Source organism: Candidatus Hydrogenedentota bacterium, from assembly GCA_019637335.1.
In the GTDB taxonomy this organism is placed as follows: Bacteria; Hydrogenedentota; Hydrogenedentia; order Hydrogenedentales; family JAEUWI01; genus JAEUWI01.
This window is the reverse complement of the sequence record JAHBVV010000009.1, coordinates 21,945-45,392: the sequence shown is the minus strand read 5'-3', so window position 1 is coordinate 45,392 and position 23,448 is coordinate 21,945. Positions and strand designations below refer to the sequence as shown.

Annotated in this window: 20 protein-coding genes; 5 read left to right on the top strand and 15 right to left on the bottom strand. The window is 63.4% G+C overall.

The window, feature by feature from the left end:
- The first annotated feature begins 17 nt into the window (after positions 1 to 17).
- Positions 18 to 662, top strand: coding sequence for a ribulose-phosphate 3-epimerase (locus KF886_11895; GenBank protein MBX3178058.1), 645 nt, complete (start codon positions 18 to 20; stop codon positions 660 to 662).
- Between the two features lie 37 nt (positions 663 to 699).
- On the opposite strand, the gene KF886_11890 is transcribed toward KF886_11895, so the two are convergent.
- From KF886_11890 to KF886_11855, 8 genes are all read right to left on the bottom strand, one after another.
- Positions 700 to 1,905, bottom strand: a complete 1,206-nt coding sequence (locus KF886_11890) for a D-alanyl-D-alanine carboxypeptidase (GenBank protein MBX3178057.1) — start codon at positions 1,903 to 1,905, stop codon at positions 700 to 702.
- A 64-nt stretch (positions 1,906 to 1,969) separates the two neighbouring features.
- Complete coding sequence (locus KF886_11885; protein MBX3178056.1) at positions 1,970 to 4,747, bottom strand: PAS domain S-box protein; 2,778 nt, start codon at positions 4,745 to 4,747, stop codon at positions 1,970 to 1,972.
- Between the two features lie 66 nt (positions 4,748 to 4,813).
- A complete protein-coding gene (gene rnhA, locus KF886_11880) occupies positions 4,814 to 5,269 on the bottom strand; it encodes a ribonuclease HI (protein MBX3178055.1) in 456 nt (151 codons plus the stop codon).
- Between the two features lie 14 nt (positions 5,270 to 5,283).
- Positions 5,284 to 6,231 (bottom strand): DMT family transporter, encoded by a 948-nt coding sequence (locus tag KF886_11875; GenBank protein MBX3178054.1) that lies wholly within the window; start codon positions 6,229 to 6,231, stop codon positions 5,284 to 5,286.
- A 196-nt stretch (positions 6,232 to 6,427) separates the two neighbouring features.
- Positions 6,428 to 6,982, bottom strand: a complete 555-nt coding sequence (locus KF886_11870; GenBank protein ID MBX3178053.1) for an ankyrin repeat domain-containing protein — start codon at positions 6,980 to 6,982, stop codon at positions 6,428 to 6,430.
- Between the two features lie 7 nt (positions 6,983 to 6,989).
- On the bottom strand, positions 6,990 to 7,874 hold the full coding sequence (locus KF886_11865; protein ID MBX3178052.1) for a substrate-binding domain-containing protein: 885 nt from the start codon (positions 7,872 to 7,874) through the stop codon (positions 6,990 to 6,992).
- A 139-nt stretch (positions 7,875 to 8,013) separates the two neighbouring features.
- Positions 8,014 to 9,021 (bottom strand): ABC transporter permease, encoded by a 1,008-nt coding sequence (locus KF886_11860; protein MBX3178051.1) that lies wholly within the window; start codon positions 9,019 to 9,021, stop codon positions 8,014 to 8,016.
- A 21-nt stretch (positions 9,022 to 9,042) separates the two neighbouring features.
- The gene (locus KF886_11855; protein MBX3178050.1) at positions 9,043 to 9,897 is read right to left on the bottom strand and encodes a hypothetical protein; all 855 of its coding nucleotides are present in this window, start codon (positions 9,895 to 9,897) and stop codon (positions 9,043 to 9,045) included.
- Positions 9,898 to 10,160: 263 nt separating this feature from the next.
- Between KF886_11855 and cysK the strand changes: the two genes are divergently transcribed.
- The 3 genes from cysK to KF886_11840 all read left to right on the top strand — a co-directional run bounded on the left by cysK (position 10,161) and on the right by KF886_11840 (position 14,416).
- Entirely contained in the window at positions 10,161 to 11,093 is a 933-nt protein-coding gene (cysK, locus tag KF886_11850) for a cysteine synthase A (GenBank protein MBX3178049.1), read from the top strand.
- A gap of 164 nt (positions 11,094 to 11,257) precedes the next feature.
- A complete protein-coding gene (locus tag KF886_11845) occupies positions 11,258 to 12,550 on the top strand; it encodes an O-acetylhomoserine aminocarboxypropyltransferase/cysteine synthase (GenBank protein MBX3178048.1) in 1,293 nt (430 codons plus the stop codon).
- A 63-nt stretch (positions 12,551 to 12,613) separates the two neighbouring features.
- The gene (locus tag KF886_11840) at positions 12,614 to 14,416 is read left to right on the top strand and encodes a homoserine O-acetyltransferase (GenBank protein ID MBX3178047.1); all 1,803 of its coding nucleotides are present in this window, start codon (positions 12,614 to 12,616) and stop codon (positions 14,414 to 14,416) included.
- Positions 14,417 to 14,422: 6 nt separating this feature from the next.
- Here the strand turns inward: KF886_11840 and KF886_11835 are convergent, their stop codons facing one another.
- A complete protein-coding gene (locus tag KF886_11835) occupies positions 14,423 to 16,354 on the bottom strand; it encodes an ABC-F family ATP-binding cassette domain-containing protein (GenBank protein MBX3178046.1) in 1,932 nt (643 codons plus the stop codon).
- 149 nt (positions 16,355 to 16,503) lie between these two features.
- On the opposite strand from KF886_11835, the gene KF886_11830 reads away from it, so the two are divergent.
- Positions 16,504 to 16,740 carry a CDGSH iron-sulfur domain-containing protein gene (locus KF886_11830; GenBank protein MBX3178045.1) on the top strand — a complete coding sequence of 79 codons (237 nt, stop codon included), beginning with the start codon at positions 16,504 to 16,506 and terminating at the stop codon, positions 16,738 to 16,740.
- Here the strand turns inward: KF886_11830 and KF886_11825 are convergent.
- From KF886_11825 to pilM, 6 genes are all read right to left on the bottom strand, one after another.
- Positions 16,735 to 17,448 carry an alpha/beta fold hydrolase gene (locus KF886_11825; GenBank protein MBX3178044.1) on the bottom strand — a complete coding sequence of 238 codons (714 nt, stop codon included), beginning with the start codon at positions 17,446 to 17,448 and terminating at the stop codon, positions 16,735 to 16,737. The two genes, KF886_11830 and KF886_11825, sit on opposite strands and share 6 nt — an antisense overlap.
- A gap of 69 nt (positions 17,449 to 17,517) precedes the next feature.
- Positions 17,518 to 20,037, bottom strand: a complete 2,520-nt coding sequence (locus KF886_11820) for a hypothetical protein (protein MBX3178043.1) — start codon at positions 20,035 to 20,037, stop codon at positions 17,518 to 17,520.
- A gap of 3 nt (positions 20,038 to 20,040) precedes the next feature.
- Positions 20,041 to 20,589, bottom strand: a complete 549-nt coding sequence (locus KF886_11815; GenBank protein MBX3178042.1) for a hypothetical protein — start codon at positions 20,587 to 20,589, stop codon at positions 20,041 to 20,043.
- On the bottom strand, positions 20,573 to 21,166 hold the full coding sequence (gene pilO / locus KF886_11810) for a type 4a pilus biogenesis protein PilO (GenBank protein MBX3178041.1): 594 nt from the start codon (positions 21,164 to 21,166) through the stop codon (positions 20,573 to 20,575). The genes KF886_11815 and pilO overlap by 17 nt, the downstream gene beginning before the upstream one ends.
- Entirely contained in the window at positions 21,166 to 21,837 is a 672-nt protein-coding gene (locus KF886_11805; GenBank protein ID MBX3178040.1) for a hypothetical protein, read from the bottom strand. The genes pilO and KF886_11805 overlap by 1 nt, the downstream gene beginning before the upstream one ends.
- Complete coding sequence (pilM, locus tag KF886_11800; GenBank protein ID MBX3178039.1) at positions 21,834 to 23,153, bottom strand: type IV pilus assembly protein PilM; 1,320 nt, start codon at positions 23,151 to 23,153, stop codon at positions 21,834 to 21,836. The genes KF886_11805 and pilM overlap by 4 nt, the downstream gene beginning before the upstream one ends.
- Positions 23,154 to 23,448 lie beyond the last annotated feature (295 nt).

The window sequence follows — 23,448 nt, the reverse complement described above, 5'->3', positions numbered from 1 at the left end:
TAAAGAAAGGTCGTTCCGTGCCCTCCATCAAGATCGCCCCGTCCATACTTTCCAGCGATTTCAGCCGCCTCGGCGAAGAGGTCCGCGCGGTTATCGAGGCCGGGGCCGATTTGATCCATGTGGATGTCATGGACGGCCATTTCGCCCCCAACATCACCATCGGGCCGCCCGTGGTCGCCTCCCTCCGCCCCCACTGCACCGTCCCCATGGATGTCCACCTGATGATCGCGGACCCCATGTCCTACGTGGCGGACTTCGCCAATGCCGGGGCGGACATGATCACCTTCCACGTGGAAGCCACCGATCACCCCTTACGCGTAATCGACCGCATCAAGGAGCTCGGATGCCAGGCCGGTATCGTGCTCAATCCCGGCACGCCGGAAGACGACATCGAATTCATCACGGAGCACATCGACATGGTGCTCGTGATGACCGTGAATCCCGGTTTCGGCGGCCAGGCCTTCATCCCGGACATGCTCCGCAAGATCCAGAACATCCGCGCGATGATGGGTGATCGGGACGTCGAGGTCGATGGCGGCATCGACCGCGATACGGCCCCGCTGGTGATTGAGGCCGGCGCGAACGTGCTCGTCGCCGGGTCCTACGTGTTCCGCAACGAATCGTACCTCGAAGCCATCGAGTCCCTGCGCCCGGCAACCTAGCGGCCGCGCCAGAATCGGACCCGAACACCCGGCGCGCCTATTCCTCCGGTAAGGCCTCCCCTTCGGAGGACCCCGCGATGGCGTTCAGCTTCTCCAGCCCGTTCCACCGCGCCACCCCGTCCTGAATGCTCAGGTACCAGCCGTCCGCCGCCACCGCGCCGGCCACCATCAGGGGAACGGACGCAATCGTCTGGTTGTGCAGCGACACGGTCAACTCGCCAACCACCGTCATCGGATAAACCGGGGCCGTCAGCCGCTCGGGATGGGTGGCGGACACTTCAAGCTGGGAAAGCAAATGGCGCGGCAGCATGACCGAGACATCCCCCGCCGCCGCCACCGAGGCCATCGGCGCGCGGCCGTTGGCCACTGGAACCCCCACGCCGATCGGCGCGCCCTTTGCAAGCAGCTGAATCTCGCCGTAGTCATCCAGAAACCGGTTGAACAGATCCTCGGCAAGCTGAAACCGTCCGTACTTGCTCGGCGAACCCATGATAACGCAAATCAGCCGCCGCCCATGCCGCTCGGCGGTCGCCGCCACACAAAAGCCCGCCGCGCGGATGAACCCCGTCTTGAGCCCGTCGCAATCCTCCATGCGCCAGAGCATCTTGTTTGTGTTGTACTTCGTGGCGTCTTTAGGTCGAAACTGGAGTTCCTTCTGCCGCGCCAGCGACATGATTTCCGGAATCCCCACGCATACCCGGGCAAGCTTCGCCATGTCCGACGCGGTCGTCAGGTCGAAGGAGACGCCATCATCCGGCGGCAGCCCGTGCACCCCGTTGATCACGGTGTTCTTCATGCCAAGCTCTTTCGCGCGCGCATTCGCCGCGGCCAGGTAGTCCGCCTCGCTCCCCCAGAGCCCCTCCGCCACCGCCTGCGCGGCATCGTTCGCCGACGCCACGGCAATCGCCTGCATAAGGTGATCCAGCGGCCACGTCTCGTTGGCCTTGAGGTAGACCTGGGTTCCACCCATGCCCGCGGCCCGTGGCGACACCGTAATCGGCGTATCCTCGTCCCAGTCGCCACGCCCGTAGCCCTCGACGACGAGTAGCATAAGCATTAACTTGATCATGCTCGCGGGCGGGCGCTGAAGCTGGGCGTTTTCTTCGTAAAGCACCAGATCCCGGTCCACCTCGACGCAAATAATGCTGGGCTGGTCAAGCGATTGCGCCACGGCGCCGGGCGCGCCGAGAAACAGCGCGGATACCGAGGCCGCGAGAATGAATCGGGCAGCAAAAACAGACATGCGAAACTCCATGGTGCGCGCGGTGGCGTGCGCGGTGTGTGCAAAAGGCATGAATCCACCAACCCTAAGTTATCTGGTGCGCGCTTTCCACAGAAACGTGGTGGCGCAACAGGCTGATCATTTCGTCCGCGTTAAACGGCTTGCGAAGGTAGCCCGCCACCTCCGCCGGCGCCGGCGTTCGCCGGGGCAAACCGGTCATTACGTACAGGGGAATGCCGTGCGCGGACGCATACGGAAGCAGCCGGTGCAACTGCTCCTCGGCGGCGACGCCCGGCACATCCACATCAACAAATATGGTATCGGGTGTTTCGATCTTCACCAGCTCCATGGCCTGCGCGGGTGAACTCGCGCAAAACGCCAGCACCCGGCGCCGGCCCATCGCCGTCTCGACCCACTCCAGCAGGCCCGGGTCGCTATCGACCACCAGAATCCGTCCCGCGACCGGCTGCTCGTCCCGGGACCGCACCGGGCGGGCGGACTCAAAACGCACGTCCCCCGCGGTGCTCACCAGATGGAGCGCATCCGCGAAATCCTGCGCGCTGAATGGCTTGGAAACGAATTGGATGTCCCCCCAGATACTGCCCGCCTCCCGCAGGCGCTCGCCGGACTCCCCCGAAAACGCTATGACAGGGACCGTGTCCGACGCCAGATTCTGGCGAAGCAGCGCCAGCGTGTTCAGCCCGGCCACATCGCTAATGGTATCGTTCAACAGGATCAGATCCGGCTTCTTCCGCTCCAGCTCCCGTACGCATTCGTACCCGTTGGCCGCCTGGCGCCGCGACACCGCCAGTTCGTCCAGCACGCTCGAAAGCGCCAGCGGAAACGCCTCTCCCTCGTCCACCACCAGCACATCCAGCCCGCCGAGCTCGCCCAGGCTGCTCCGGTCCCAGCGATCGTCGAACACCGCGTTCGGCAGTTCCACGATGAACGTCGCGCCCTTGCCCTCCTCGCTCTCCAGGGCAATCGTTCCCCCATGCGCCTCCACGATGCTTTTCGCTATCGACAAACCGATACCCGTGCCCTCATAGCGGCGCGTCTTGGAGCTGTCGACCTGGAAAAACTTGTCAAACACCTTCTGGTGATGTTCCTTGCGGATCCCGATGCCCGTGTCGGAAACCGAAACCCGAAAGGTCCGATCGGGCAGGCAGGCCGCGCGCGCGGTTATCGTGCCGCCCTCCGGGGTGAATTTCAGGGCGTTGTTAAAGAGGATGCCCAGCACCTGGTCCATCTTCTGGCGGTCGCACCAGGTCGGGCGCAGGTTTTCCGCCAGATCCGCCACCAGCGTGATCTCGCGCGCCAGCGCCGCCGGATGAAACGACGACACCGTCTCGTTCACCAGATATGCCGGGCTCATCAGGCGGCGGGATATCTGTACGCCGCGAATCTCCATCCGGCTGAATTCGATGATCTCGTTCAAGTGCCCCACGAGACGCCGCACGTTCCGATCCATCACCCGGATCGCCGAATGCTGCGCGCTCTCCAGCGCGCCCAGGCTGCCCGAATCGAGCATTTCCACATACCCCTGGATCGTGCTCAGGGGGGTGCGGAGTTCGTGGCTCACGTTTGAAAGAAAGCTGTCCTTCGCGCGATCGTGCATGAGCAACTCTTCGTTCAGCTCCTCCAGCTCGGCCGCGCGTTGCTTCAGCTGGTGCTGCATCTGAATAAGCTCGCTGACGTCCGTCACCACCAGCGAATGCGCCGGCTCCATGTTAATGCCGTGGCGCAAGTACGTAATCGCGAGCATGGCGGGAAGCGGCTCGCCGTGCGTGTCCACAAAATTCAACTCCAGGCGTGCCTCTTCGTCGGGCATGGCCCCGCGGCGAACCAGAATATTCAACAGCCGAACCCGGCCCGCCGGATCCACGAAATCCAGAATATCCCGGCCGATAATCCCGTTCTCCCGGATCTTCAGCAGGTCGCAGATGCGCTTGTTCGCAAACTGGATGCGGTTGCTCCCGTCCACCGTGAGGAATCCCTCGTTCATGGACAGCAGCAGTGTCCGGAAGCGCTCTTCCGACTGCTTGAGCTTCTGCGTCTGCTCTTCGACCAGGGTTTGCAGCCCCTCCGCATAGCGCTCCACGCGCTTCGCAAGACGCCGCTGCTCGGTCACTTCGCGCACCGTCGCCAAGGTGGCGTACTGCCGCCCGAAACGGTTTCGGACCGGTGTGCTGCTGAACCAGAAATGCCGCTCTTCCCCGTCCACCGTCCAGGTGACTTCGTATTCGTCCGCTTCGCCCGATCCCTGCCGCTCGAAATGCTCCGCGGCGCCGCGCAAGTCGAAGCGATCGGCGAGAGACAGCGGGCTCTGCCCAATAACCTCGCTCTCGGGGATTCCGAACATGTCGAGGAAGCGCTTGTTCACCATCAGTACCGGCCCATCCACACGGCTGAGAATAAACCCCTCGTGGATATGGTTCGCCAGGTAACTGAAGCGCTCCGCCGCCGCCTCCACGTCCTCGCCGGTCCGCGCCACCATATACAGCACCACCACCAGCCCGAGCATCAGGCTGCCGATGCCGATCAGGCGCGAAAGGAACGCGATAGGTTCCGGCGTGAACCCCCCGTCTTCCAGGCCCCAGGAAAAGCCGGATACGCTCAGCCCGGCGCCAACCAGAAGCAACACCACGCCCAGCAGCAGGAAAAAGCGCTCCACGAGACTTATCTGAAAGCGCGCCAGCAGGTTGCCAAAGGATATCAGCGGAATAGCGACCGCAACCATGGCCGTGAGACCACGCAGGACGCTGTTGTCCAGCAACAGCGAAAACTGAAGCCCGACCAATCCCATCAAAATGGGGATCAGGTAGAGTATCAGGCGCTTTCTGGGGTATCGGCTGTGCAACATGGCCGGATCCGTGCGTTGAGAAACCGGGGGCAGTATACCACAACATATTGTGGTTTAAAACACCCCTCAACCACAACCCGTTTTGGCGCGCGCGATCGCCGCGGTCGCAAGCGCGTCGCAACGTTCGTTGTAGTGATGCCCCGCGTGCCCCTTGACCCAGCGCCACTGGACCTGGTGAAGCCCCGCAAGCCGATCCAGCTCGCGCCAGAGGTCCAGATTCTTGATCGGGCCGCCCTTGCGCCGCCAGTTGCGCCGCTTCCAGCCCGGTAGCCACTCCGTGATGCCCTTCTTCAGGTACTCGGAATCCGTGTGCAACACGACCGTGCACGGGCGCTTAAGCGCCGAAAGGGCCTCTATGGCCGCCGTCATTTCCATGCGGTTGTTCGTGCTCTCCGGATCGCTGCCCGAAAGCTCCCGCTCCCGCCCTTTGAAAATCAGTATGGCCCCCCACCCCCCGATCCCCGGATTGGGATCGCATCCACCATCCGTGTAGATGGTCACCATGCCGTCACTAACATCCATAGTTTACGTGTACCTCAACCGGAATGAGCGGGACGCCCTGTTTCATCCGGATGTTGAAGGGCGCGAAGGCGGCGATTGCGGTCCCACACAAAGACGCCATACAGCGCGACCAGAATCAGCGCCATCGCCACGAGCACATTCCAGGTGAGCGGTTCGCCGAGCCAGAACCAGGCCAGCAGGGCCGCGGCGGGGGGCTTGAGCAAGATTACACTCATGGCGCGGGTGGCATCAACGTGCTCAAGCCCCGTGAAATAGAGCCAGTACGCCAGGCCCGTGCCCCCGATCGCAAGGTAGAGCACCAGTCCCGCATGGGGGGCCAGCGCACGCAGATTAAAGCCGTCGTTTTCGATCCACGCCATCGGCGTCATGAACAAGACGCCGAACGCGCAGCACAGCGCCGTCACCGGAAGGCCGGCGTAGGGCCCCGCGGATCGCTTCACGAGTACCGTCCAGAGCGAGAAGGAACCGGCCGCCACAAGGGCGCACACCACGCCAAACAACGAGAAATCCGGCGAAGGCTTCCCAAAACTCAGGATGGTTATGCCCAGAAAACCACTCGCAAGACCGGCAATACGCGGCAAGGTCAAGGGATCGCCCAGCAGCACACGAGAGAGCGCCAGCACGATAAGCGGCGCGGCCCCGTAAACCGTCGCCACGACCGCGGCGCCCGCGGCCGTCAGGCTGTACTGGAGCGCAATGTTCGACATCACCACCCCGGGCCAGCTCAGGATCATCGCGAATACCAGGATGCGCCGGTCAAGTTTCAGCCCGCGGCGGCGCAGGTGAAACGGAAGCAGCACGCACAGCAGCCCGCCGCCGAGCAGAAAGCGAACCCACGCCAGTTGCACCGGCCGGATGTCGGCATGCAGAGTCCGCGTCACCACTTCCACGGTGCTCCAGAGACTGATGGCGCCGAGGAGGCAGAGAAAGCCCAGGCGTTCTTGCTTTTGGGATTTGCTCATCCGGGAGGCGCTCAATGGACAGGTGCTTGTGGATGGACAAAGGCCCATCGGCGGAAAAAGGAAGAGAAGTACGCCGGATTGCGTACCGGCTTATTATTGTACGGCCCGCGGGCTTTCCGCTGCAAATACGGAGCCGCGGTTTACCCCGGCGGACGCGGGTGAACAGGCGGACGGAAGACTCCCGGGGCAGTCTGCGTCAGGGCGAATCGCCCGCCTCTCCGATCAGCGCCCGAATGCGGTCCGCCGCTTCCGTTCGCCGGTGCTTGATGGCGAGATCGAGCGGCGTCATCCCGTTCTCATTTCTTCCACGCAAGTCATCCCCGCTTTCATGGAGCAGGGCGACGGCGTCGGCCTGCCCGTAGATGGCGGCCAGATGGCTCGGGCGATCGCCAAAATCATCCACGGCGAGCGCATCCGCGCCGCGCGAAACAAGCCAGCGGATAGGCCCCTTGCGCCCGTACATCGCCGCAACATGGAGCGCGGTCATCCCGGTGTTGTCCCGCGCATTCAGGTCCGCGCCCGCCTCGACAAGCGCCTCCATGGCCTCGCGTTGCGCGTACATCACGGCATACTGCAACGGCTGCTTGCCCAGGGCGTTGGTATCCGAGACGCGCCCGGGATCCTCGGCCAGCATCGCGCGCACGCTCTCGATATCGCCGCGGCCGATGGTGTCGTGAAGCGATGGCGAACATCCGGCCAACGCCAGCGGGGCGAACAGCACCACGAAGATAGGAGAGCGGAATCCAATCATGCCCGAATCACTCCGCGACGGGCGCGGCCAGCCATTCACCGCCCCCCTCGATGTTGTCCGGCGTAAAGAAGCGCGACGGGAGCACAATGGACTTCGGAACGTCTTCACCCCGCAGAAGCTGCAGGGCCGTCTCGATCGCCTGCCCGCCGCCCGTGGGGTATTCGAAACAGGCGTCCAGAATCCCCTCGCGCACGTACTGCATCCCCTCGTGGGCCAGCGCGTCGATGCCCACGAAGCGCATCGCCTGTTCCCGGCCGGCCGCCTTCGCCGCGAGCCACGCGCCGTGCGCCGCAGGGTCGTTGTGGCCGTACACCAGGTCGATCTCTGGAAAGCGCGCCAGCGCGGACTCCATTTCCTTCCGCGCCTCGGGCTCGAGCCACTTCATATCGGCCTCGAAAATCACCTCAATGCCGCTACCTTCGATCCCCTGGCGAAATCCGCTGTGGCGATCCTGGCCGGGCGTGCTCGTCATCAGGCCTTTCAACTCCACGACCTTGCCCTGGCCGCCGAGCGCCTCAACAACCCAGCGCCCCACCGCCTCGCCAATGATCTTGTTGTCCGCGCCGATGAACTGGGTGTACGCATCGCCATTCACCGCCCGGTCCAGCACGATGACCGGAATCCCCGCGTCGTAGGCCTGCTTCAGCGGCTCGGTAAGCGGCGCGGCCTCTTTCGGGCTACAAATCAGCACGTCCACCCCCTGGTTGATGAACTCCTCGATGTGCGCGCGCTGTGTCAGGGTGTCGTTCTGCGCATCCTTGAAGATCACCTGAATCTCCGGGTGCTGCGCGGCCGCGCGGGCCACATCTTCATTCATCTGCACGCGCCAGGGCTCGCCCAGGTTGCACTGGCTCATCCCGATCACGGCCCGCTTTCCGCCCGGATCCGCCATATCGGCCGCGCCACCCGTCGCTTGCCCCCCGGACTGTCCCCCGCCCCCGCAGCCCGCCAGCGACGCAAACACCAGAAGCAGCACACCGGTCCAATTCGGCCATATACGCATGATTCCCTCTCCTTCCGGAATTGCCCGACTACGCGCGCCGACGCCCCTGCATCAGAACAGCGGCAACGATAATGCCGCCCGTCAACATCAGGCGGCTGGACTCGCCCACGGCGTTCAGGCTCAGTATTTTCTCAAGATACCCGATTGTGAGGGCGCCCAGCAAAGTGAGCAGCACACTCCCGCGCCCCCCCATAAGGTTGGTCCCGCCGATAACAACGATGGCGATGGCGGTCAATTCATAGGCCGCGCCGGCCTCGGGATCGCCTTGGGTCTCCTGTGCGGCCTGGCAGATACCCGCAACCGCCGCAAAGAACCCGCAGGCCCCATAGGCGAGCACCTTCAGCCGAAACAGCGGCAGGCCCGAGAGGTGCGCGGCCGTTTCGTTGCCGCCGAGGGCGTACAGGTAGCGCCCCGCGCGCGTGCGCGCCAGCAGAAACCACGCCGACGCGACGCAGATCAAAAAAATGACGGTGACGACCGCGACGTTTCCCCCGAACACGCGGGTGTCAATGAGCGAGAACACCGCCGGCATGGGCACGTTCTCGAAGCTTCCGTCGGAATGCTGCACGTACGTGGAGATCTTTCGCCCGCCCGAAATGGACTTGGCGAGGCCCCGCGCAAACACCATCATCGCCAGCGTCACGATGAACGGTTGCAGGCGGTAGCGGGCGATGAGCGCCCCGGAAACGGATCCGCACGCGCAACCCGCCGCCAGGCACAACGGCACGGCCAGCCACGCACTCCAGCCCCAGTGTATCGTCATCAGGGAAAACAGGACCGCGACCAGGCCCAGCACGCTGCCCACGGACAAGTCGATGCCCGCCGTAATGATGACCAGCGTCATCCCGCAGGCGAGAATGCCATATACGGAAACCTGCCGCAGCATGTCCCGGTGGGTCCGCCACTCGTGAAAGGCGCCATCCGCGTGGAAGTACAGGCCAAGCGCCACGACCGCCGCAAGCGCCAACAGCGCCCGGGCCGCCGGGCTTCCCAGCGCGGCGCCGATCGGCGTTTCGCCGTGTCGTTCAGCTTCCATCAAGTCGTTCCCGTCTTGAAGCTAGCGCCGCGGCGCGCCCGCCTCCGATTCAAAGGTCCAGATCTCCTCCACCACGAGCGGCGCCCCGGCGTTGATCCCCGATCCCGTTACCTCCAGCGTGACCTGGCAGACATGGGACCGATCGTCCACAACAATAAACATCCGGCCACGGCCGCCCGGGCCGCCGCCCGCTTCGGGCGATTCGAGGCGGCGCGTCCAGCGGCCGAAGGGAGCCTCCATTACCATCGCGGTCACCGGAGCAACGAGCACCGCGCGCGCATCGCGGCCGCGGCCCGACACTGGAATACGCGCCCAGTCCTCCGGGCCGCGGCGCAATTCGGCGAGGCCCGGAAACGTCCCCCAGTACAGCCCGATCTCCCCCTCCGTTCGCGGAAGCATCACCGTCCCGGTGCGGGCCACCTGCGCGGTAAGCCGCAGCCCCCCGCTTCGCTCAACCTTGCGGGAGGTGAGTAGGGCCGTGCGGCAGCGCACCGTCGCGGAATCGCGCTCCAGGAAAAACTCTTTCTTCACCCGCCAGTGCGTTTCGGGATCTTCCGGGCCCAGCAGCAATACATAGCGGGCGTCGTGCTCGACGATCTCGGCCGGTGCGTGACGCCGCGGCCCCGGATCGCCGGCCCGGGGCAGCACATCCGCCACAAAGCCCCCGATATCAATCCCGGGCGCACCGGGCCTTTGGGGCTCCCCCGGAAATACGGTATCCAGGAAATTCGGCCCGCCGGAAAAGCCCGCAAACCGCACGCCGAACACGCGCGGATCCACTTCCAGGCGAACCCGCCCGTTGTCGAGTATGACCGGCGCGCCCGGGTCCGACGAGAGGATGCCCAGAAGCGCCGCGCAGGATATCAGCAGGGACATGGTACCCCTTCGCGCGTAGTCCATCCCCGAAACCGCCAGGAGGACAAGCGCATTCTAGGGTGCGCGCGGCCCGTTTTCAAGGCGCCCGGCAGTTGAAACACGCCCCGGCGGGTGCTAGCATATAGACACACCACACGGCAATGACGTCCCACCTGGGCCGGGACTCGCCAATCACAGGCTGGCGTGCGGTACAATCTCCTTTTCATCAATGCTGTACGTGTACCACACGAAATCAATCCTGTCAGGGATAGAGGAGCTTTCCAATGCCCGTTTATGACGACAACAGCCGCAGTATCGGCCGCACGCCCCTGGTAAAACTGCACAAACTCGCCAGGGGCTTGAAAACCGACAAGGTATACGCCAAGATCGAGGGTCGCAACCCGGCCTACTCCGTCAAGTGCCGCATTGGCGCCGCCATGATCTGGGACGCCGAGGAACGGGGCATTCTCGAACCCGGCGGCACGATTGTCGAGCCTACCTCCGGCAACACCGGCATCGCCCTCGCCTTCGTGTGCGCCGCCCGCGGCTACAAGCTCATTCTCACCATGCCCGAAACCATGAGCCTCGAACGCCGCAACATGCTCAAGGCCTTTGGCGCCAACCTCGTGCTCACGCCGGGCGACAAGGGCATGCCGGGCGCCATCGCCGAGGCCGAGCGGATTGCCGCGGAGAACCCCGACTACTTCCTGCCGCAGCAGTTCAAAAATCCCGCGAATCCCGCGATCCACCGGAAGACCACCGGCCCCGAGATCTGGGATGACACCGAGGGCAATATGGACGTGTTCGTCTCCGGCGTCGGCACCGGCGGCACGATCACCGGCGTCACGCAGTACTTCAAGCAGGACAAGGGCAAGGCGATCGAAAGCGTCGCCGTGGAGCCGGAGAATTCGCCCGTACTCAGCGGCGGCGCGCCCGGTAAGCACAAGATCCAGGGCATTGGAGCCGGATTCAAGCCCGACATCCTCGACATGAGCCTGGTCGACAAGGTCGAGAAGGTCAGCGATGACGATGCCTTCGCCACCGCCCGCCGCCTCGCCCGGGAAGAAGGCATCATCTGCGGCATCAGCTGCGGCGCCGCCGCCGCCGTCGCCCTCCGGCTCGCCAGCCAGGACGCCTACGCCGGCAAGACCATCGTCGTCGTGCTGCCCGACTCCGGCGAGCGCTACCTCTCGACGCCCCTCTTTCAGGAAGCCTGATTCCAGAGGAATTCCACTGCGCCGCCGGACGTGGCCATGCCGCGTCCGGCGGCTTCGTTTTCGGGAGTCCCGCGCGCAATGTGGTATACTCCCCCTTTCAAACCCAACCAACACCCAAACCCAACCAACACCGCCGCGCCGAGCCGCGCCAGGAAGGACACGCCATGGCCCAATTTCAGTCTCTAGACACGCTGGCCCTCCACGCCGGACAGGAGCCGGACCCCGCCACGGGCGCCCGCGCCGTGCCGATTTATCAGACCACCTCGTATGTCTTCAACGATTGCGAGCATGCGGCGAACCTGTTTGCGCTGAACGAATTCGGCAATATCTACAGCCGCATCATGAATCCCACGGTGGACGTGTTCGAGAAACGCGTGGCCGCACTGGAAGGCGGCGTGTTGGGCTTGGCGTTCGCCTCGGGATCCGCGGCCATCACCGCCGCGTGCCTCAACATTTGCCGCACCGGGCAGAATTTCGTGTCGTCGCAGACCCTATACGGCGGCACCTATAACCTCTTCGCCCACACCTTTCACGATCTCGGGATCGAGGCGCGCTTCGTGGACGCGGGCGATCCCGCCGCCGTCGCCGCCGCCATCGACGACAACACCCGGTTCGTGTTTCTCGAAAGCATCGGAAACCCCGCCAATGACGTGGTGGACTTCGAAGCCATCGCGGAAGTCGCCCACAGCCGCGGCATTCCGCTAATCGTCGACAATACGGTCACCTCCGCCCTGTTGTTCCGCCCGATCGACCACGGCGCGGACATCGTCGTTCACTCGGCCACCAAGATCATGGGCGGCCACGGCACCTCAATTGGCGGCGTACTGGTAGACAGCGGTAAATTCGATTGGAACAACGGCAAGTTCCCGGAGTTGACCGAGCCCAACCCCAGCTACCACGGCATGAAGTTCTACGACCACTTCAAGGGGATCGGCAATATCAGCTACGCCATCAAGGCGCGGGTTACCCTCCTGCGCGACACCGGCGCGTGCCTCTCGCCATTCAACGCGTTTCTCCTGCTTCAGGGCATCGAAACGCTCCACCTCCGCGCTCCGCGCCACTGCGAAAACGCGCTGGCGGTCGCGCGCTTTCTCGAAAAGCACCCCGCCGTATCCTGGGTCAATTACCCCGGCCTCGAAAGCCACAAGGACCACGCCCGCGCCATGAAATACCTCCCGAAAGGCCAGGGAGCCATCCTGGGCTTCGGCATCAAGGGCGGCCCCGGCGCCGCGGTAAAATTCATCAACGCATGCGGGCTCGCCTCGCACCTCGCCAACGTCCTGGACGCCAAGACCCTCGTGATACACCCGGCCACCACGACCCACCAGCAACTCAGCGCCGAAGAACAGGCCGCCGCGGGCGTCACCCCGGATTACATCCGTATCTCGGTTGGCATCGAGGGAATCGAGGATATCCTCGCCGACTTCGATCAGGCGCTCGCGATCTCGCAACAGTAGGATTCATCCCGCCGGCGGCCCCTCCGGCCGCCGGCGCGCGCATTACCCACCAGGAAGGCTCGCATGCACGACGCGGATTCCGTAGGCATCGTCCAGGTTCAGACTTTCACCTTCGCCGAGCCCCCCAACGAACTCCAGCTGGACAGCGGCGCGCGGCTGGGACCCATCACCCTGGCCTACGAGACGTACGGCGAACTGGACGATCAGAAGACCAACGCCATCCTGATCACCCACGCCCTCTCCGGCGACGCGCACGTGGCGGGACGCCACAGGGAAAGCGATCCCAAGCCCGGCTGGTGGGACTCCATGGTCGGCCCCGGAAAGGCCTTCGACACAAACCGCTATTTTGTGATCTGCTCCAATGTGCTCGGCGGCTGCATGGGCTCCACCGGGCCGTCCTCCGTCAATCCCGCCACCGGCGAGCCCTATGGGCTGGATTTCCCGGTGATCACCGTCAGCGACATGGTGCGCGCGCAGTTTCACCTGATTGCCCACCTGGGCATCGATCGCCTCCTCGCCGTGGCGGGCGGATCGATGGGCGGAATGCAGGCCCTGGAATGGGCGACCCGCTATCCGGACCATATCGGCTCGGCGATGATCATCGCCTCAACGCACCTCAGCGGCGCCCAGCAAATCGCCTTCGACGCCGTGGGCCGGCACGCCATCCAGGGCGACTACGAGTTTCGGAATGGGCGCTACTACGGCACGGAGGGGCCCGCACAGGGACTGGCGATCGCGCGCATGCTCGCGCACATCACCTACCTCTCCGACGAGTCGATGCGCTTGAAATTCGGCCGCAACCTCCGCAGCGCCGACGCCCTGAAGTACGATTTCGACAGCGAATTCGCCGTGGAAACCTACCTCGACTACCAGGGCGAGCAGTTCGTCAACCGCTTCGACGCCAACACCTATCTTTACGTCACCAAGGCGATGGACTACTTCGATATTTCCTCCGGGTATGGCTCCCTGGACGACGCCATGAAACGCATTCTCGGCAAGGTGCTCGTCATCTCCTTCTCATCCGACTGGCTGTACCCGCCCTATTTCTCCCAGGAAATCGTCTACGCCCTGGCGCGCCAGAAGAAAAACGTCACGTACTGCAATATCCAGTCGGACTACGGCCACGACGCCTTCCTGCTCGAAGTTAGCGTGCTTTCCAAGATTATCGGCGGCTTCCTCGAGCACTGCAAGAACCCCGAACTCGTGCGAACACAGTTGCTCACCGCCGACTCCGAGACCGAATCCGCGCCCCCGGCCGCCGCCCTCGAAAACATCTACGAGGGACACCGCGTCGACTACGATATGATTGTCGATCTGGTCGAAGAGGGCAGCCGCGTGCTCGATATCGGCTGTGGCGACGGCGAACTCCTCTGCAAACTCACCGCGCGTAAGAACGTCGACGCCGTCGGCCTCGAACTCGCCCAGGGCAACGTTGTCACCTGCATCCGCCGCGGCATTTCCGTGATTCAGGCGGACATCGACAAGGGGCTCAGCGCCCTGCCCGACCAGAGCTTCGACTACATCATCCTCAGCATGACCCTGCAGGTCATCCGGAAGCCGGATCAGGCCCTCCGCGAGATGCTGCGCGTCGGCAAGAAGTGCATCGTGAGTTTCCCCAATTTCGGGCACTGGCGCGTGCGTTGGATGACCTTCTTCGAGGGGCGCGCGCCCGTGACCCGCAACCTGCCCTACGCCTGGTACCAGACGCCAAACCGGCACGTGCTGGCCATCGATGACTTCCGGCAACTCTGCAATGACCTGAACGCGAAGATTGAGCGCGAGGTTCCCCTCTACAGCGAAGGCGTGGTGCGCTTCTGGCCGAATCTCTTCGCCGAGGAAGCCCTCTACGTCATCACCTCGCCGTAACACGCCTCACTTCTTCTGCTCCAGTTCCTCCCACCGCTCGAAGAGCGCCCCCACCTGCTCCTGCGCGGCGCGCAGGGCGGCAAGCGTCTCGTCCACCGCGGGGTGGCCCCGCTCGTAGAAGCCCGGCGCCTGAATCTCGGATTCCAGCGTGGCGACCCGCGCCTCCGCCTCGCCAATCGCCGCCTCCATGCCCTCCAGCTCCCGCTTTTCGTTCCACGTGAGCTTGCTTGACCCCGCCCGCCGCTCCGGCGCAGCGGTCGGCGCGGCGGCGCGCTCCTCCCGCGCAGCGGCCTTCTCGGCCTCCGCGCGCCGCTCGCAATACAACACATAGTCGTCGTAATTCCCCGGCAAGAGTGTCAGGCGGCCATCCCCCTCAAATACGAGGATGTGCGTGCACACGCGATTCAGGAAATACCGGTCGTGGCTCACAATCAGGGCGCAGCCCTCGAAGGCCTCGATCGTCTCCTCCAACACCCGCAGCGTATACAGATCCAGATCGTTCGTCGGCTCGTCCAGAATGAGAAAATTCCCGCCCCGCAGCAACTTCCGGACAAGCTCCAGCCGGTTGAATTCCCCGCCCGAAAGCTGGCCGATCGGCATCTCCAGCGCGTTGGCGTCAAAAAGAAAGCTGCCCAGGTACGCCGGCACATACAGCCGCCGCTTCCCGATGTCCCAATAACGCGCGCCATCGGTAACGTGCTCCAGAATGCCCTTGCTCCGGTCGACGTCCTCGTGGGTCTGGTCCACGTACAAAAAGCGCGTATTTTCGCCGATGATGACCTTGCCCTTCTTCGGGCGGCCCTCGCCCATCAGTACTTTGAGCAACGTCGTCTTTCCCGCCCCGTTGGGGCCGACGATCCCCACGCGCATCTCGGGCTGCATGATGAGCGAGAAGTTCCGGATCAGCACCCGATCTTCAATCGCAAACGTAATGTCGCGCGCCTCCAGAATGGTCTTCCCAAGGCGCTCCGGTTCCGGGATCGCAAACATGAACTCCCGGTGCTTTATCGGCGGGCCTTCTTCCTGAATTTCCTTCAAGCGGTCGACCCGCACCTTCTCCTTCGAGGTTCGCGCCTTGGCGCCGCGGCGAAACCACACGAGCTCCCGCCGGATAAGCGCCAGCCGCCGGGACTCCGCCTGCTGCTCGCTGGACTCCACCTGGGCCTTGTACTCAAGAAACCGCCCGTAGTTCCCGGGAAAGGCGTACACCTTGCCAAACTCGATCTCCACAATGCGGTTCACAATCCGGTCGAGGAAATACCGGTCGTGCGTCACTAATACGCAACTCCCCTCGTACTGCTCCATGAAGCGCTCGATCCAAACCACACTCGCAGTGTCGATGTGGTTGGTCGGCTCGTCCAGGATGAGCACATCCGGATGTTGCAGCAGCTTGTGTGCAAGATCGACCCGCCGCAACTCACCCCCCGAAAGCGACCGCAACGGGCGATCCCCCTCCGCCAGCCCCAGCGCCATCGAGACCTTCCGGAGCTCCTGATCCAGATGCCATCCGCCGTGCACCTCGATCTCATGCTGTAGATCATGCACCTGGTGCGCCAGATCGTCGTACGCCGCGCTCGAAGTGGGAAGTTCCGCCAGCCGATGCAGGAGCGCATGGTATTCGTCCACCCGCGCCTGACGGCCCGCCACGGCCGACTCCAGCGCCGCAGCAACCGTCAGCTCTGGATCCAGCGGGCATTGTTGTTGCAAGAGCCCAACCGACAGGCCCTGCCGGCGAACCACCTCCCCGGAATCCGGCGCGATAAGCCCCGCCATGATCTTCAGCAGGGTCGATTTACCGCAGCCGTTCCGCCCGATCAGCCCGATCCGATCCCCGTCGTGGACGGTCATCGAAATATCTTGCAGCACGGGCTGGGATCCGTAGGAGTGCGTTATTTCCCGTGCGGTAAGCACGGCGTCGGATGGCGTGGCCTGAGACATGAAGGAAGGTTTCCGTGAACGAGGGGTTGGCGCGCTACGATAGCGCACACCGCCGCCGCCATGCAATTGCCCGCCGTACAATCCCCGGCCCGGGTAGTGCTATACTCGCCGGAGTTCAACTCCCCACGTCCCAGGAGGATATCAAGCCGATGGAATCACCCGTCATTGCCGAGAAGTCACCCGCCGTGCTCGAACTGGAGCCCGGAACCTACTGGTGGTGCGCATGCGGCCGTTCCGCCAACCAGCCCTGGTGCGACGGATCACACAAAGGCACCGGATTCTCGCCCCGCGAAGTGGTCATCGAAGCAAAAAAGAACTACGCCCTATGCCGGTGCAAGCACAGCGCGAACGGCGCCTTCTGCGACGGGACCCATCGCAATCTATGAAATACCCTGATCGCGCATGATCCATTCCGCAATACGCTCAACAACCTCCGAGGGCACTTCATGATCGCCCGAGAATGAAAAGCGCTCATGCGGCCACGATAGTCCCGCCAGGGCCGACTCAGCCTCGTCACATTTCGACTCGGGCACGATAGCGTCGTCGCGCCCGTGCACAAGCAAGACCGGAAAACGCCGCGCGCCAGGCATAGCGTCCGCCACGTCCGGCGGCAGGTCGCCCCCGCACGCGATCACGCCCGCCACCTCCATGTCGCTCAGGATCGCGTACCGATACGCCATGGAAACGCCCTGACTGAACCCCAGGACGTACGGCGGCGCGTTCACCCCGAAGTCGGCGCGCACACGGGCCATAACCGTATCCAGCGTATTCACGAAATCCGCCACCCCGCGGCGCCGGTCAAAGGCGGTAAGCCAGCTGAAGCCCACCTTCCGCGTGTCCCGATCCAGATAGATCTGGTGCGGCCCCTGCATTGCCACGACCAGCACATCCGAGCCCGCGAGTCCGCGGAACCGGCGCATAAACGAGGGCGCGCTCTGCCCCCACCCGTGCAACACCACCAGCGGCGTCGTGTTCGGGCCAACGCCCCTGTCGGGCGCCTGCGTCACGTAGTAGGCCGTCGACCGCACCGCTACGGCCTCGATCCCCTCCGGCGACCCCCACGCTTCGCCGCCGTAGTTGTCCAGCTCGATCACGGACTGCTCCTGAAATTTAAAACGGCCGCCTGCGTTCCCACAGGCGGCCGGACCTTGAAATGTATTCCGCTACTCGGCCGGATCCGACGCCTCAACGCTCTCCTTCGCCTGCCCGTGCTTGCGCCATTTCCACGCGGGATCCCGGAACTCCGACGGGTGCACCGCATCGTAGATCAAGGCCGTCTCCGCGGATACCTTCACTTCCGCGTTCCGCACCAGCTCCACCTTCTCCCGCTGGTAACCCGTAAGGCTCGGGCGTTCCTCCAGCACGCTGCACGTCAGGAAGATTAGCAACTCGTTGACCGTTTCGCTGCGTTGATTGGACCGGAACAGGAAATTCACGACCGGCACGTCGCCCAGCACGGGAACTTTTCGGATGGACACCGTATCGTTGTTTTTGCGCAGGCCGCCCACATAGATCGTCTGCCCGCTGGCAATGTGGGGCGTCGTGTCGATCTGGCGTAGATCCTCCACCGGAACGCCATTGAGCACCTGGGTGGTTGTACTCTCCTTCGCCACGATCTGCGCGATGATGTGATCGTCGTGCGTCACCTTCGGCGTTACTTCCAGCGTCGTGCCGATCGGCTTGAATTCCGTGCTCGTCTGCTGGCCGCCCTGGTCGGTCTGCGTCAGCTCGACATACGGGATCTCCGACGCGATTGTAATAGTGGCCTTCTGATTCTCCACGGTGATCAGCTTCGGATTGGAAAGCAGCGTCGAGTTGTTGTTCCGGACTTCCGCCTGGATCACGCCGCGCCAGTCGATATCGCCGGACAGGATACCAAAGTTAAGCAAGCCGGCCGCATCGCCAATGTTCAAATCCGATCCAAAGCTCAACTCCTGCAGGTTGCCCGTGAAGATTCCATTGTTGGCCGCCGCATTTCGCCGGCTCTGGCTCTGCACCGCGCTGATAAGCCAATCCACGCCCGTATCGGCCGCATCCGTTAACGTCACGTCCACAATCATCGCGTCGATCGCCACCTGCTTCACCGGAATGTCGAGCTGCTCGACCAGATCCTTGATCTTCTCCACCACGATGGGAATATCCGTTACGATAATGATCCGCGCCCGCTCGTCCAGCGCGACCCGGCCTATCTCCGGCGTCAATATTCCATCGATGGCCGCCATCATTTGCTGCGGCTCGGCGTAATTCAGCTTGAGTGGAAGCGTTACCGTGGGGAGTATCGCCTGCTCGACATCCAGCCGCTTCGCCATCGTAACCAACGGTGCGATGTGCGCCTCCGGCCCGGCAATGATAACCGTGCTCGCCGTCTTGTTTGATGACAGGCTGATAAACGCTTCATATTCCGACCCCTGAAGCACACTCTTCAGCGTCGTCACGATTTCCTCGACATCGCCGTTCTCGATCTCGATGACTTCCGTCGATCGCTGGGAGGCGATGGCGTCAACGTACGGCTTAATGTGGTAAATTCCGGCCTCCTCAACAATGCCCAGACCGTTCAGGCGGAGCGCGGTCTCCATGGCCTGCATCAAGGGCACATCTCTGAGATTCAGCGTGACCGGCCCGGTCAGATCGGCCCCGGCCACGACGTTGATGCCGGCCATGTCCGCAAGTATCTGCACCACATTCAGAAGATCCATGTCCCGGAAGTCGATGGTTACCGGCTGTTGTAGCGGATTACCGGTCCAGACCCGCTTGGCGGCCCTGGCCGGAGCCTCCTCCGCGGGGGCCAGGCGGCTTTCCTCGGCAACCATCTGGCGTGTGAGGGCCTTGTTGGCCTCGGCGGTGTTCGGCGCGGTGGGCACGCGCCGTTCCGGCGGCACAGGCGCATCCACAGGCGCCGCGGGTTCGGCCGGGGCCTGCGGCTCGGCCGGGGCGTCCGGACCGGTCTCTCCAGTCTCGGCGCCGCCTTCGGAGCCGGCTGCGCGTTCATCCTGCGCCGCCGATACCAGATTCTCAAATACCGGAAGCGCGAATTGCGCATCCCGGACCGCGGCCAGCTGGGCCGCCGTCACCGGCGTGGACGGCGCGGCCTCGTTCCACCAACCCGCGTCCGCGACGGCGGGCGCCGCGGCGATTTCCTGAAGATCCTGGCGCACCGTGCTGAACAGGGCGGGATCGCCACCGGGAAACGGCTGCGCGTGCAGCCGCACGACAAATCCTTTCGCCTCGGCTTCTCCGGAGACAAGTTCGATATCGAGCACCCCGCCGCGCTCCCGCGTGCGCGCGGACACGCCCTCGGCCACGGAAAGCGTAATCTGGGCCTCCGTCTCCCGGCCCCAGGCGGAACGCGCAAAGTGAATCCGTTCGACCATCGCGCTGGCGGGATAAAGCACGCGCTCCAGATCCGATGGTATGCGGGCGCCGGTAAGCAGGATCTCTATCGATCCGGGTAGCGCGCCGTCGGAAACGAGCACCCCGCGAATCTCTTCCACGAAGACATCGATCCGGTGTGGATCGTTCGCGGGCTGGGCAATCCGGTGAACCGCCACGCTGGGCTGGACGCCGGCCATCTCCAGACCGGGCGACTTCGACGTTGTCTGTGGGGCCGCGCCGGCCGCCAGCGCCGTTGACAGGAGCACGGACAACGCTGTCGCAACCCCGGCATTCCATCGCATCGTGGTCATTTCTTATAGCTCCTTCAGCTCTACGGGTATTTGCGAGTCGCGCCACTCAAACCAAACCCGCTTGGGTTCGATCCTGAATACGATCACGCCGTCCGGATACTGATGTCCTTCCGTAACCAATTCATCGTCCACCACCGCGACCGGGTTGTATTCGTTGTAAATAATCCCGGTAACTTTCTTCTGCCGGATGCTGAAATCAATACCGATAGAGGTGCGCGCCGGCTGGTCCGTGGCGCTGGCCGAAAAGATCCGGCCAACAAGCGGAGTCATCGGATTTCTCGTGATCCGTTCGTTGTTGTAGATAAACGTCACCGGTTCGATATTGCGGATCAGCTTGTCCAGATCCACATCCACCTTGCGCAGGCGCGCTGGCGTTGCCGCGGTGGCGGGCGCCGCGGGCGCCGAGCCCGCCGCGGTGGCGGGCCGGGAGGACGCGGTCTGCGTGGGCGCCGCCGGGCCGCCCGCGATGAGAAACTGGTATACGAGTACACATACCAGCACCACGCCCAGAACGGCGGCTATAATGACTTGTTTCTTATTTTCCTGGTTCATTGCTCGCCACGCTCATATCTGTTGCCCGCTGGATAAACCGGAACGTGCTCAGGTGAAAGGAAGCCTGCGAAACGCCCGCAACTTCCTCACCGATATTCAGATTCGACACTTTCAGGTAACGCTTGTCCCGCTCGAGCAGGTTAATGAACTGTACGATTTCGTGGAAATCGCCGCGCGCGATCACCTCATACGGTATGGTTTCCTTGTTGAGATCGGTCTTGGTGGGAAGCTGGGTCAACTCCACGCTCAACCCGAGCTCCTTCGCCCGGCTCTCGAACTGCGCCAGGAGCCGCGGTATTTCCCGCTCCTCGGGAAGCCGCTCTTCGAAAAGCTGCACCAGCTGCTCCGCCTTCTCCGCCTCCAGCTTGAACTCGTCAAATTTCGCCTGGGTCTCGCGGGCCTCGTTAAGCTCACGCCGGGTATCCGCAAGCTCCGCCGTCACCTGCGCCAGCACGTCCTCCCGCCCCCGGTAGAGCCCGAAATAAAAGCCCGCGCAGATCAGCCCCGTCAGCCCCAGCACCGCGCCCACAAAGGCCCAATCCTTCGGCGTTACGGTTCCTTTAAAGAAATCCAGCATCAGGGTGCGCCTCCGGTATCAATCCGGTACTCCAGCGTAAATCCGCGCACGGAATAGCCGTTGTACTCTGAATCCGTTATCTGTGGCGAGTCCAGGATAAACATCGACGAAAAGTCCGGGTCCTCCGCCGTCTTCTGCGTCAATGTCGCAACGGAGTTCACGCCCTGCTCGTCGTTGATCACATACCCCGAGACTTCCAGCATCGGACGCCGGATGTTCTCCCGGATCAGTTTCTGCCGCCCGTCCTTGTCCAGCACCGCCTGGCCGGTCTTCTCGTCTATCTGCACCCGCTCCATCGTGACTGTCTTCGACGTTTCCCGGATCCGGCGGTACCAGAAATTGTTGGGCGTCAGCGTCGATAGCTTGTGAAGCTGCGCCGACCAGATAATCCGGTCGCTGAGGATTTCCTGGATAACATTGATCTTGTTCTCCAGCTGCTCTTTCTTCGCGCTCAGAGCGTTGTACTCTTCCACCACGTCCTTGAGGCCCGCCAGCTCGCTGTTCGCCTTGGCCAAATCGGCCCGCGTGCCCGCGATACGCGCCGTGATGGAGACAAACATCCAGCCCATGCTGGCAAGCGCGAGCAGAAGCGCCACCACGCTCAGCAGGTGCGGCAGCGGCGTCCGCTTGATCGGGCGAAGTTCTTCGGGAAGTAGATTGATGATAATCATAGATCCGCCATTCCCCGTGCTGCGAGCCCCACAGCGACCATGAACTGCGACGGATGCTCCGCCATCGCGCCCATGGCGAACTCGTCGCCCGTGTACAGCGCGCTGTTCATCGGATTCGCCACATCCACGGACTCCACACCCAGCTCTTCGAGCAAGACACTGCATACCAGCGTCGAATGCGCGATCCCGCCGCTCACAATCAGGCGGTCCACCGGGCGCTCGTAAAGTTGATGTTCGTAGTAATCAAATGAACGCCGGATCTCCGAAACCATCCGGTTGAGAGAAGAAGACACGATTTCGTCCATCTCGGGCACAACCTCTTCCGCCATGCCCATCGGGCTCGCGCCCGTGATGGCGCCGCCCATCTCCCCGCCGAATTCGTCGTCCAGTGGATCGAGGAGCGACCCGCCGCCACCCATCGCGGGCGGCTTGGGCCGGTAACCCGCCTCCCCAAACGGATCGTCGCCAAAATCGCTCAATGACTCCGGCGTCTGGATTCCCTCGGCCCCGCCCCCAAGCGAATCCTCGAGATTGTCAAGCGGCTCGCCGGCTAAGGGAGCCGCGACCGCGGGCGCCGGGGCCGGTCCGCGCGACAGGAAGTCCTGAAGACGCCGCTCCGCTTCTTCATAGTCGCAGCGCAACTCCTTCGCGATCCCGTGAATCAACTCGCGCGCGCCCCAATTCACATCGCGAATGAAATTCGACACACCGTCCTTCACGAAGTGAATGCTCGCGGACGTCAGGCCAATATTGATCAGGGCGACCGTCTCTCCCACACGGAGAAAATCGCAGGCCTCCGCCGCGTCGGAAAGCGCGAGCGAATCCACGCTGAGAATACTGTATTGCAGCTCGCTCGCTTCCATAATCTGCACGCGCGAGTCGATGATCTCATGTTTAGCCGCCACCAGCAGCACCTTCAACTGCCGCTGGCCGGCCTCTTCCACTTCGTCGAGCAAGGTCCAATCAAGCGATACCTCGTTCAAATCGTAGGGGATGTTCTGGCCCGCCTCGCGATTGACGATTGCGTCAAGCTGCTCGCGATTCGTCTCCGCATACCGTGGATACCGGATCACCACCGTCTGGCCCGGTAGCGCCCCCACAATCTGGCTCGATTTCAGGTTCATGCCCGAAAGGGCCTCCGCCACCGCCGACGCGTGCGCCATGACGGGATCCGCGTTGACCTGATTCCGGTCGACCAGGGCGTAGCCCACCTCGTCCACACACAGGCGACCGCCCCGCCGGGACATTTGCACCGCCTTGACGGAATGGGTGCCGATATCGAGGCCTATCGACTTCTTTGCTTTGAAGAACAGCAATACACCCGAGCTCCTATTCGGACCGGCCAACCGATGCTCTGGCCGGGTGGCCTGGTAGTCACCACGCGCACTATTTGGCGCACACCCCGCCAAACGCCTCATACAGGCGGCTGCCGACGGCATGCCCGGACCCTGTCTGGAGCGCTCTCGCCGGCGCGCCGCGCGCCCAAAAGGGCTTGCGGCCTGAACATCTGACGGCGAGAGGCCACCGAAGGGGCCCGCACATTTAGTTTACGCACTCCTCACCAGTTTGTCAAGTATTTACTTGAGGCCCCAAAAACGGGCCGCCCCGCAG